Below are 9,991 nucleotides of genomic sequence, written 5' to 3'. Positions count from 1 at the left end.
AGGGGCGTAAGTAGTTGGCCAAATGGAATCGTATATTTCTGGCTAAGTGGGCAGTTACTATGCAAGGCGCAACGTAGGGAGCATAGCCGTAGCTATGTGACCGGAGTTGCAACGCCGCAGAGTGACTGCCCACTTAGTCAGAAATATATGATTTCATTTGGTTAACTACTTATGTCTATTGTTGGTCCACGGCCGCATGCTCTGGAGCATAATGAATATTACAAGGACCTGGTGGAGTCTTATATGATGCGCCACAAGGTGAAGCCGGGAATTACCGGTCTGGCCCAGGTACGGGGCTTCCGGGGTGAAACCGATACGCTGGAGAAGATGCAGCGTGGGGTTGAGTGCGACCTTGAATACATTAATAACTGGTCGCTCTGGCTGGATATTCGTATTATCTTCGCCACCATGTTCAAGGGGTTTGTGAATCCCAATGCTTATTGATCCACTTTTTAAAATCATGAAGATCACACAGTGCACAAAGAAAAAAACTGTCTTTTACTTTGCCGTAAAAAACTGAGCCGTGGCATGGTGGTTCTTTTTGTCAGCCTGTTGGTGATTGATACTGCGATTGTCAGCCAGTGGTTTGGTCTGGAAAAGGTGGTTGAGCGGATTGAGCAGACCTCTATGGAGCGAGAGACCCGACCCAATGTGTCTGAAGTGACGCTAACCGCTATTGGTGATTATTCGTTGACCGGTTCAGGGGCAGGCAGTTTCTATACGACGCTGCCTTTTTATCACGATGGCAGTTGGAAAGGGTTTTACGATCTGGCCCATAACGATTTTCTGCAGTTCCCACTGGAGTTTGGCGTACCGGTTTTCCTGGTGCTGGTAGTGCTGGCTTTCTGGCTATCGGTTCAAGCCATGAGGTTGCGAAGGAACCGGTTGGTGATTGGTATGGGGTTTTCTGCGTTTATGGGGATGCTGGCGATTATGATTCACTCATCCGTAGACTTTTATCTGCAGATCCCAGCGAATGTGGTGTATTTTGTTGCCTTGATGGCGCTGGCTGTTCTGGCCATACACATGCCTTCTAATAGGCACAGGTCATCTACCGTCAAGGGTAACGGCTGACTTGCAGGCAGTTGTTTTGCAGAAGAAACTCTCTTGATATATCAATGATCGCCAGGTTCTTCAGGGTATTGGTACCCAGCAGGATCTGGTGTCTAAACCGGGAGCGAGAGGTCAGGCTGAAGTCGGTGCGGGTTTCGACCGGACCAAGACGTATGGTTGCTTCAATTACCGGACGTTTTTGTGGGGTTCCATGGTGGGTCTGCACCCGGGCGAAGCGCTTCAGAGGCTTGGTCATTTTTACCAGTTTGCGTTTGTCGCTGGTGGTAGGAACCTTAAAGTGTACCCATAGTGAGCCGTTGGTGTGCTTCCTGATTTTGATGTCTCTGGCATCCATGGAGGAAAGGGTGGAGCCGGAGTCAATCAACGCATTGATTCGGGTGGAGAATTCATCGATCTGGTCAACCCTTTCCTGCAGACCAAAGAGATAACGGTCACCGGTCTGGCATTGATGTTGATAAGGCGGGGGTTCTGCGGTTACCAGTGCGCTTGGTATGAATACCAGTGCCAGAATGGCACAAAAGATCAGGCCTGAAAATCGGGCGGAAAACAACATTACTTCCTCCATGAAGGTACTGCACAACTGAATCCTTCTCTTTATATTTGTAGCTGTTGACGATAGATTGAGCCTCTTTAATGAGAACGGCTGGTATTTGTTGACGGTTTAACGACGGGTTATCTTCTGACCTCGGGGAGGCTCCTGTGGATTGCCAATATTCTGTTATTTGAGGATGTAGACTCTTGAAAAAGTGGGTGCCAGGGTGGGACATTCCCCTGATTATGGTGATTCTGGCCGCTGAAGTTCTGCTGATTAATACCCTTTCCGGGCCAGATAATGTGCCATTGAGCCTGAGTATTGTGGATGCTGTCAGCAGTATTGCCTTTGTGTTTACCTATTTTCATGCTCCTGTGCCTGTTGCGTTTTTTCTGACCGGAGCTATGTTGCTTGTTCCAGCGTGCTTGCTGGCCTTGCTGATTCGTCGATTGATGTTTAGGCGCTGACGGTCTGCCTGTTACTTAATGATTGATCTAATTAAATGATTGATATCCACAACCATATAATTCCCGGTATTGATGATGGGGCTGACAGTCTGGAGCAGGCACTGGCCATGCTGGCACTGGCCCAGGCGGATGGCATCCGGAAGCTGGTGTGCACACCCCATATGCACCCTGGCCGGTTTGATAATGATTTGGGTTCCATTGGTCCGATGTTCGAAGGGTTTAAAAAGCAAGCCAGGGCAGCGGGTTTTTCGATTCAGCTGGCGATGGCAGCAGAGGTGCGTTTCAGCGATGAAATGATGTTTCAGTTACGCAGGAATGAAATCCCGATGATTGGTCAATGGGATGGTTTCCAGTGTCTGTTACTGGAAATGCCCCATCAACGAATTCCCGTGGGGATGGAGCAGATGCTGGACTGGCTTTATAAAAGAGAGATAAGGGTAGTGATTGCCCACCCTGAGCGAAATAAAGAGCTGATGTCTTACCCTGAACGTGTACTGCCGTTAGTGGAGCGGGGGGCGTTGCTGCAGCTGACAGCGGGTTCGGTTGCCGGTCGGTTTGGCGAAAGGGCAGAGACTACTGCCCGCTGGTTTGTGGACCAGGAGCTGGTTCAGTTTGTGGCTTCGGATGCCCACCATCCGGTTCGTCGGCCGTCGGCCATGGCGCTGGCGGCAGAGACTCTCAACCAATGGGTTGGCAGCGATCAGTGTGCATTGCTGACAACGGTAAATCCGGATAAGTTAACGCAGTGCCTTTTTGGTGATGCCTTATGAAACGTTCTCTATCCTGGCATCGCGGTTTGCTGATGTTGCCGGTTGTTCTGGTGCTATGTCTGGTGATTTTTCAGGCCTTTACCCTGTTGCGTTCAGAAGTCGGTCGTTACCAAACCGAGCTGTTTCTGGATCATTGGCAACAGAAGACAGCAGCCAGCAAGAGTTTTGTGGTGAAGCCTGCTGAACTGAACATTGGCATAGGGTGTTGATGGTGCTATACGACAAATGACAGATAATCCTGCCCTGTATGTTTTGAAGGCACGGGTGCTTGAGCGGGGCAGGCTATCCGGTATTGATATAGAGAATAATGCGGAGTTGGATGCCTGGCATAAAGCCATCGTTTTAAGGCCCGCCTGGCCATACAGCTGGAGTGATTATGCCCGGGCCCGCTCGCAGTACTCTCTGATCGACCGGTCGTTTACAGCGGCATTACTGCGTGCCAGCAAGCTTGGGCCATGGGAGCCTCGTGTCCTGGAAAACAGCGCGTTATTCAGTTTTCACTACCAGGGCTGGTTGAGTGATGGGCTGCAGGCAGCACTGGATAACAGTTATCAGAAGCTGGTGAAGGCTTATCCACACAGTGCCCGGAAGATCGTAAGGCAATATCAGTGATATTGTTTATCTGCAGGTTTTGTACGAACGCCAGAGACGGCGGAAATGCCGGTAATGCAGGAGCAATTATCAGTAACTCTGTAGTTCAACATATATAGGCTTTCCCTGATTTGAGCAAAAAGAATCAGAGATCTTGATGGGGGCTAAAGACTTCATAGTGAAGTCGGTCTTCAGATATTCCCCAGCCCTGCAGCACTCTTTTCACCATTGCCATATACCCTAGTGGGCCGCAGAAGTAGTAGTGTGCTCCAGCAAGGTCAATCTTAGCGCGGATCAGTTCCAGGTCCGTTCTGCCTGAATAATGCTGAGCAGAGCAATCATCGGTTGGCTCATCGTAAAACAGAATCTGTTCAATGTTGTCATTTTTCTCGGCAATATTTTCGACATGCTGACCAAAAGCATGAACCTTGCTGTTAATGGCGCTGTGAACAAAAAGAATTGGCTGGAGCGTTTTTTTTCGGGCCAGGCTGTTCAGCATGCTCAACATCGGAGTTTGACCAACACCAGCGCTGAGCAACACCACGGGTGCATCTGAACGGTGATTCAGGTGGAAGTTGCCACAGGGTGGACACAGTTGGACAATATCGCCGACTTGTACATTGTCGTGGAGGTAGTGAGAGATCATACCCTGGGTCTTTCCTTCACCCTCACGCTTTACCGAAATGCGATAGGTTCTGCCATTGGGCGCATCGGAGAGGCTGTACTGACGAATACAGCGATGTTCTGATTGTTCCGGATGCAGATAGATACCGATGTACTGCCCTGGCTGGTAGTCTGCTACCGCTAAACCATCCACTGGTTCAAAATAAAAGGAAGTGATCAGGTCGCTTTCTTTAACCTTGTGTTCCACCCTGAACTCCCTTATGCCACGCCAGCCACCGGCTAAATGTTCATTCTCCCGGTAAATCCCTTCCTCCACTTCGATGAATAGATCCGCCAGGAAACCATAGGCTTCTTTCCAGGCATTAAGTATCTCATCGGTTGCAGCCTCACCCAGGACATGGGCAACTGCTTCCAGAAGGTGCTTACCCACAATAGGATACTGTTCCGGCAAGATGTTTAAGCTGGCATGTTTATGCGCGATGCGTTGTACCGTGCTGGTCAAAGTTCCAAGGTTATCGATATTGGCGGCATAGGCATAGATGGCATTGGCCAGGGCTGCCTGCTGGCGACCGGTTTTCTGGTTAATAGTGTTGAAGGTATCCAGCAGCTCTGGATTCTGGCGGAACATCTGCTGGTAGAAGTGCCGGGTAATGGTTTCACCATGCTCTGACAGAACCGGGGCAGTGGCTTTGACGATTCGAATCGTTTGTTCACTCAGGCTCATAAGGCACCTCTGTGGTGTTCCAGTTAATGATGCATTTGAAATGCATCTAATTAAGATGCATTCTATTTGCTTCTTTTTACCATGTCTATCTTTGAATGAAACTGACAAAACACACCGACTATGCATTACGCATTCTGATATATGCAGCCGTTCAACCAGAAGGACGGTTGCTTTCTATTCAGGAAGTGGCGGATACCTATGCCATATCACGCAACCATGTGATGAAGATTGTTCAGAAACTTGGGCATGAGGGGTACCTCACCACGATTCGTGGTAAAGGAGGTGGGTTTACCCTTGCCAAGCCACCGGAAGTGATTAACCTGGGGGCACTGGTTGGGTGTATGGAAACCACCATGAAGGTGGTGGAGTGCGACCAGCCGATGTGCAGGATTTCACCCGTGTGTGCGTTGAAAGGGGTATTTGCCGACGCGGTATCGGCATTTATGGGCGTGTTGAACCGTTACACTCTGGCGGATTTGATTGAAAATAGAAGAGAGTTAATTGAGTTAATTTAGTTGACTTTTGTCGTTTTGTTTTCACTGAAAGTCAGCTGATAGTTCACTGCCTGTTCACCCGGGTCGACAATTTCCAGCCCCAGGCGGATAGGTTGTGCTTTAGGCATTTCGTCTGAGCCGGCCAGTTCACCACCGAGGTATTCCGATGGGGTAAAGGTTCGGTTAGCCACCAGTCGGCCGTTGATATCGGTAAAGGTCAGTTTCAAATCTGGAAACGGCTGTGGGTGCCTGGCTTCATTAATGATGACAGCATCTACCTGCAGGGCGTTGTTTTGATCAGGGTGGCTGCGTACCACAAGGTCAACGCTTTTAATGGCATTGAGGTTAACCATGGGGGGAAGTGTGCAGGAAAGCAGATTGCAGGTCATGGCATAAGCCGGTCGCAGGGCAGGGTTCAGTGACAGTGTATTGCGGTTGAACCAGGCAAATTGCAGTGTCAGCAACACCAGCAGGCTGCAGGCCGCAACACCCCAGTAGGTTCTTTTCCTGCGGAGCTGTTGTTCGTTAATGGTTTCTTCGGTTTCCCGCTGGTCCAGTTCGTGAATCAGGGTTTCGATGCTTTGCTGGTGGTAGCCATCATATTGGATGGGCGCAGTGGCAACCTTTGCCTTTATGGAAGGGTCAAGGTCTTTGCTTCTGGACGTTTCCGGTTGTGTTGAATCCGGTTTTTTAACCGGTTTTTGCTGTTGGACGACCAGTGTTTCCTGCAGCTTTTTTTTGGTTTGAGTGGGTGTCTGGGGTTCTTCCCGGTGGTCAGTGGGGGTGTTTAGTGCCTCCTTTTCTTGTTCTTGCAGGCGCGGTAGCTGGTCTATGGCATTAAAAACCTGAAGGCATGAACCGCAACGCACCGACCCCCTGGCAGCCTTAAGCTGGGCATGGGTAATGCGGAATATGGTCTGGCAGTGGGGGCAAGTGACACTTGACGGCGTCATGTTGACTGTTTACCTGATCTTAAAGCAGCATTTTTTATTAGACCAGAGCCCCCGTACTGAATCCAGTCTAATTGATAATGCAGGTATTTTAGTTTCTATTGAAACCCGGGGAGTAAAAAGTTCTGTCATACCTGCATCACATCAATGCCAGCTTATGAACGTCGCTTACCAGAAAGCATGGCCCAGCCATCAAAGGTGACTGCTGTATCCATGGCAAACCACTGTTCATAGGTTTGAATTATTTCATCTGCCTGCTCAGCCAAAATACCGGACAGAGCAATGGAACCGCCTTCCCTGGTCAGACTGGCCAGTTTGGGAGCCAGTTGAGTCAAAGGGCCAGCAAGAATGTTGGCCAGTACTATATCAGCCTGATCTGCTGGTTCATCATCGGGCAGAAAAACTTCCAGTTTATCCACCGGAATGTTATTCCGTTTAGCATTCTCGATAGTGGCTTCCAGTGCCTGCGGATCCAGGTCAACACCGACCGCGGATTGTGCACCCAGAAGAAGTGCTGCAATAGCAAGGATGCCAGAACCACAACCATAGTCGATAACTGTTTTGCCAGTCAGGCTATTCTGCTGATCCAGCCAACGCAGGCAGAGCGCCGTGGTGGGGTGCGTCCCGGTGCCGAAGGCCAGGCCCGGGTCCAGCATCAGGTTAACAGCATCAGGAACAGGAACGTCTTTCCAGCTGGGGCACACCCACAGGCGGTCACCAAACTGCATGGGGTGGAAGTGGGTCATCCACTCTCTTTCCCAGTCTTTATCTTCCACCAGTTCGACCTTGTGATTAGGAAAAGGGTCCAGTCCGGCACGTTCTTTGAGAAAGGGTATAACATCATCGGTGCGGGTCTGGGCATCAAATAAGCCAACAACAACGGTGTTATTCCACAGCGGTGTGGTACCCAGCTCTGGTTCATAGACCGGTTGATCTTTTGCATCCTGCAGGGTGACCGCACAGGCACCGGCTTCCAGAAGCAGGTCTTCCAGAATTTCAGCATGGTCAGAAGTTGTGTCCAGTCTGACTTGAATCCAAGACATTGTGTTACCCAGAATGAAAAGCAATAAGAATTCCGACCTGTTCTTCAGGAAAGAAATTCATGGAACATAAGCGACTTATTGTAGCTGAGCACCGGTATTTCATAAACATTTGCTGGTTGATCGCCCAATAAAAAGAAAGACCATCTCCTGTGGGAGAGGGCCTTGCCAAAGAGCAAAAAAACGGGAAATTACTCAGCCAGTTTCTTTTCCAGATAGTGAATACTGACACCGCCTTCCTTGAAGTGAGGATCAGTCACCAACGTCTGATGAAGAGGAATATTGGTTTTAATCCCTTCAATAACGGTTTCATCCAGTGCGTTCTTCATCCGGATAAGGGCCGTTTCACGATCCGGACCATAACTGATGATCTTGGCGATCAGTGAGTCATAGTAAGGGGGAACGCTGTAACCGTTGTACAGATGGCTGTCAACACGAATACCGTTGCCGCCAGGTGCGTGGAACTGCAACACCTTGCCTGGTGATGGCATAAAGGTTTTTGGGTCTTCGGCGTTGATTCGGCATTCGAAGGCGTGGCCTTTGAGTTCGATATCGTCCTGATCAACGCTCAGAGGCAGGCCGCTGGCAATTCTCAGCTGCTCTTTGACAATATCAATGCCGCTGATCAGTTCGGTCACCGGGTGCTCAACCTGAACCCGGGTGTTCATTTCAATGAAATAGAACTCACCGTTTTCATACAGGAATTCAAAGGTTCCAGCGCCTTTGTAGCCAAGCTCAATGCAGGCACGGGTACAGGCACTGGCCACTTCCTGACGCTTCTCTTCCGGAATGCCGGGCGCAGGTGCTTCTTCAATAACCTTCTGATGACGACGTTGCAAAGAGCAGTCGCGGTCACCCAGATGAATGGCGTTGCCCTGGCCATCGGCCAGCACCTGGAACTCCACATGACGTGGGTTTTGCAGGAATTTCTCCAGGTAAACCGTGTCATTGTTGAATGCCGCACCGGCTTCTGATTTGGTCAGGGCGACGGAGCTGATCAGGTCTTCTTCGTTGTAGACCACGCGCATACCGCGGCCACCGCCACCGCCGGCAGCCTTGATGATCACGGGGTAGCCGATATCCCGGGCTATGGCCATGGTGCGGCTGTGGTCATCAGTGAGTGAGCCATTAGAGCCCGGAACCGTAGGAACACCGGCTTTCTGCATGGCTTTGATCGCCGAGACTTTGTCCCCCATCAGGCGGATAACGTCGGCAGAAGGCCCGATAAAGGTAAAGCCACTGCGTTCTACCTGTTCAGCAAAATCCGCATTTTCTGACAGGAAACCATAACCCGGGTGAATCGCGGTGGCGTGAGTCACTTCGGCGGCACTGATGATGGCAGGAATATTGAGATAGCTGTCTGCCGGGTTGTTTGGACCGATACAGACGGACTCGTCCGCCAGATGCAGATGCATAAGGTCAGCATCGGCCTTGGAGTGAACCGCAACGGTTTTGATGCCCAGCTCTTTGCAGGCCCTTAATATTCTGAGAGCAATTTCGCCCCGGTTGGCTATTACGACTTTATCGAGCATAACGCGATTCTCAGGCGATTATCAGACAATAGTGAACAGGGGCTGGTCGAACTCAACAGGCTGACCATTCTCTACCAGAACGGCATCAATAGTGCCGGATTTGTCCGCCTTGATCTGGTTCATCATCTTCATGGCTTCAACAATGCAGAGTACATCACCTTCCTTAACCTGCTGGCCGACTTTGGCGAAGTCAGGCGCATCCGGTGACGGAGCACCGTAGAAAGTACCAACCATGGGAGACTTGACCTGATGGCCCAAAACGACAGGCTCAGCAATAGCAGGAGCAGCTGCTTCAGTGGCAGCGGGGGCTGCTGCAGGAGCCGGGGCTGTTGCAGCAGCCGGATAGGCAATGGGGGCGGCGGCTACAGGTGCATTTTTTGAGTAACGGCTGATACGAACGGACTCTTCACCCTCATGGATTTCGAGCTCATCAATACCTGATTCTTCCAGCAGCTCAATGAGCTTTTTTACTTTTCTGATATCCATTGTCAGTCTCAAATGCTTGTACTGGCAGCACTGGCTGGCCAGTCTGGTTGATTTTGCGAAAAATCGAACACTCTACTTGGCGAGTGCAGGATCCCCGGTGGTCAGTTTTTGCCTGACAGTGCCACTGTTTAAAAGGGGTTAAGGCAGTTGCACTGTGATTAACATAAATCAGAACGTTGTCTTGTGTTGGTGCCGCGTTCTGAAAAAATGGCTCGCGTTCTTATGGCTCCGGCTGTCTGGCAAGCCTGTCAACTGCGGCAGACAGTGCCATTTCGTAGCCCTTAGGTCCCAGTCCGGCAATGACCCCTTCAGCAACGTCACTGAAATAGGAGTGATGACGGAAAGGCTCCCTGCAATGAATGTTCGAAAGGTGTACTTCAATAAATGGGATAGCAACCCCAAGCAGAGCGTCCCGCAGTGCCACACTGGTGTGAGTGAAAGCGGCCGGGTTGATGATGATAAAGCGTACGCCATCCTTGCCTGCCTGATGAATACGATCTATCAGTAGATGTTCCGCATTGCTTTGAAAGCTTTCCAGCTTAAGGCCCGCATCAGTAGCCAGCTGGACAAGGTTCTGGCAGATCTGTTCAAGCGTGGTTGCACCGTAAACACTGGGCTCTCGAGTGCCAAGTAAATTCAGGTTTGGACCATTGAGCACAAGAATGTCAGCCATGTTTATCCTCTTAAGACCCCAATGGTCACCGTTG

The 9,991-nt window shown here is 50.4% G+C and carries 13 protein-coding genes and 1 pseudogene; 7 read left to right on the top strand and 7 right to left on the bottom strand.

Going from position 1 to position 9,991, the window contains the following annotated elements:
- Positions 1-171: 171 nt before the first annotated feature.
- Both CX664_RS06695 and CX664_RS06690 read left to right on the top strand, forming a co-directional pair.
- Positions 172-444 (top strand): annotated as a pseudogene (locus tag CX664_RS06695) (sugar transferase); the annotation flags it as partial.
- Positions 445-474: 30 nt separating this feature from the next.
- On the top strand, positions 475-1,074 hold the full coding sequence (locus CX664_RS06690) for an O-antigen ligase family protein (protein ID WP_101745986.1): 600 nt from the start codon (positions 475-477) through the stop codon (positions 1,072-1,074).
- Here CX664_RS06690 and CX664_RS06685 read toward each other — a convergent pair.
- Entirely contained in the window at positions 1,058-1,627 is a 570-nt protein-coding gene (locus tag CX664_RS06685; protein WP_163369398.1) for an ATP-dependent zinc protease family protein, read from the bottom strand. The genes CX664_RS06690 and CX664_RS06685 overlap by 17 nt on opposite strands.
- A gap of 185 nt (positions 1,628-1,812) precedes the next feature.
- On the opposite strand from CX664_RS06685, the gene CX664_RS06680 reads away from it, so the two are divergent.
- The 4 genes from CX664_RS06680 to CX664_RS06665 are packed head-to-tail and all read left to right on the top strand — an operon-like array spanning position 1,813 to position 3,455.
- The gene (locus tag CX664_RS06680; protein WP_101745984.1) at positions 1,813-2,073 is read left to right on the top strand and encodes a hypothetical protein; all 261 of its coding nucleotides are present in this window, start codon (positions 1,813-1,815) and stop codon (positions 2,071-2,073) included.
- Positions 2,074-2,108: 35 nt separating this feature from the next.
- A complete protein-coding gene (locus tag CX664_RS06675) occupies positions 2,109-2,843 on the top strand; it encodes a tyrosine-protein phosphatase (RefSeq protein ID WP_101745983.1) in 735 nt (244 codons plus the stop codon).
- Positions 2,840-3,052 carry a hypothetical protein gene (locus CX664_RS06670; RefSeq protein ID WP_101745982.1) on the top strand — a complete coding sequence of 71 codons (213 nt, stop codon included), beginning with the start codon at positions 2,840-2,842 and terminating at the stop codon, positions 3,050-3,052. The genes CX664_RS06675 and CX664_RS06670 overlap by 4 nt, the downstream gene beginning before the upstream one ends.
- A gap of 16 nt (positions 3,053-3,068) precedes the next feature.
- Entirely contained in the window at positions 3,069-3,455 is a 387-nt protein-coding gene (locus tag CX664_RS06665) for a hypothetical protein (protein ID WP_101745981.1), read from the top strand.
- A gap of 124 nt (positions 3,456-3,579) precedes the next feature.
- Here CX664_RS06665 and hmpA read toward each other — a convergent pair whose 3' ends face one another.
- A complete protein-coding gene (gene hmpA / locus CX664_RS06660; protein WP_101745980.1) occupies positions 3,580-4,782 on the bottom strand; it encodes an NO-inducible flavohemoprotein in 1,203 nt (400 codons plus the stop codon).
- A gap of 95 nt (positions 4,783-4,877) precedes the next feature.
- Between hmpA and CX664_RS06655 the strand changes: the two genes are divergently transcribed.
- The gene (locus CX664_RS06655; protein WP_101745979.1) at positions 4,878-5,297 is read left to right on the top strand and encodes an Rrf2 family transcriptional regulator; all 420 of its coding nucleotides are present in this window, start codon (positions 4,878-4,880) and stop codon (positions 5,295-5,297) included.
- On the opposite strand, the gene CX664_RS26260 is transcribed toward CX664_RS06655, so the two are convergent.
- From CX664_RS26260 to aroQ, 5 genes are all read right to left on the bottom strand, one after another.
- Entirely contained in the window at positions 5,294-6,229 is a 936-nt protein-coding gene (locus CX664_RS26260) for a DUF3426 domain-containing protein (protein ID WP_163369404.1), read from the bottom strand. The genes CX664_RS06655 and CX664_RS26260 overlap by 4 nt on opposite strands.
- Before the next feature lie 152 nt (positions 6,230-6,381).
- Positions 6,382-7,269 carry a 50S ribosomal protein L11 methyltransferase gene (prmA, locus tag CX664_RS06645; RefSeq protein WP_101745978.1) on the bottom strand — a complete coding sequence of 296 codons (888 nt, stop codon included), beginning with the start codon at positions 7,267-7,269 and terminating at the stop codon, positions 6,382-6,384.
- 188 nt (positions 7,270-7,457) lie between these two features.
- Positions 7,458-8,798 (bottom strand): acetyl-CoA carboxylase biotin carboxylase subunit, encoded by a 1,341-nt coding sequence (gene accC, locus CX664_RS06640; protein WP_101745977.1) that lies wholly within the window; start codon positions 8,796-8,798, stop codon positions 7,458-7,460.
- 21 nt (positions 8,799-8,819) lie between these two features.
- Positions 8,820-9,284: an acetyl-CoA carboxylase biotin carboxyl carrier protein gene (gene accB, locus CX664_RS06635; protein ID WP_101745976.1), complete on the bottom strand. Its 465-nt coding sequence runs from the start codon at positions 9,282-9,284 to the stop codon at positions 8,820-8,822.
- A gap of 220 nt (positions 9,285-9,504) precedes the next feature.
- Positions 9,505-9,957, bottom strand: a complete 453-nt coding sequence (aroQ, locus tag CX664_RS06630; RefSeq protein ID WP_101745975.1) for a type II 3-dehydroquinate dehydratase — start codon at positions 9,955-9,957, stop codon at positions 9,505-9,507.
- Between the last annotated feature and the right edge of the window lie 34 nt (positions 9,958-9,991).

The sequence above is a fragment of the Endozoicomonas acroporae genome (assembly GCF_002864045.1).
GTDB lineage: Bacteria > Pseudomonadota > Gammaproteobacteria > Pseudomonadales > Endozoicomonadaceae > Endozoicomonas > Endozoicomonas acroporae.
This window is presented reverse-complemented; position numbering and strand designations above follow the sequence as displayed.

Excerpts from the sequence above, each read along its gene's own strand:
- prmA (WP_101745978.1), bottom strand. The coding sequence starts at position 7,269 with ATGTCTTGGATTCAAGTCAGACTGGACACAACTTCTGACCATGCTGAA.
- CX664_RS06665 (WP_101745981.1), top strand. The coding sequence starts at position 3,069 with ATGACAGATAATCCTGCCCTGTATGTTTTGAAGGCACGGGTGCTTGAG.
- CX664_RS26260 (WP_163369404.1), bottom strand. The coding sequence starts at position 6,229 with ATGACGCCGTCAAGTGTCACTTGCCCCCACTGCCAGACCATATTCCGC.
- CX664_RS06655 (WP_101745979.1), top strand. The coding sequence starts at position 4,878 with ATGAAACTGACAAAACACACCGACTATGCATTACGCATTCTGATATAT.
- CX664_RS06675 (WP_101745983.1), top strand. The coding sequence starts at position 2,109 with ATGATTGATATCCACAACCATATAATTCCCGGTATTGATGATGGGGCT.
- accB (WP_101745976.1), bottom strand. The coding sequence starts at position 9,284 with ATGGATATCAGAAAAGTAAAAAAGCTCATTGAGCTGCTGGAAGAATCA.
- hmpA (WP_101745980.1), bottom strand. The coding sequence starts at position 4,782 with ATGAGCCTGAGTGAACAAACGATTCGAATCGTCAAAGCCACTGCCCCG.
- CX664_RS06685 (WP_163369398.1), bottom strand. The coding sequence starts at position 1,627 with ATGTTGTTTTCCGCCCGATTTTCAGGCCTGATCTTTTGTGCCATTCTG.
- accC (WP_101745977.1), bottom strand. The coding sequence starts at position 8,798 with ATGCTCGATAAAGTCGTAATAGCCAACCGGGGCGAAATTGCTCTCAGA.
- aroQ (WP_101745975.1), bottom strand. The coding sequence starts at position 9,957 with ATGGCTGACATTCTTGTGCTCAATGGTCCAAACCTGAATTTACTTGGC.
- CX664_RS06670 (WP_101745982.1), top strand. The coding sequence starts at position 2,840 with ATGAAACGTTCTCTATCCTGGCATCGCGGTTTGCTGATGTTGCCGGTT.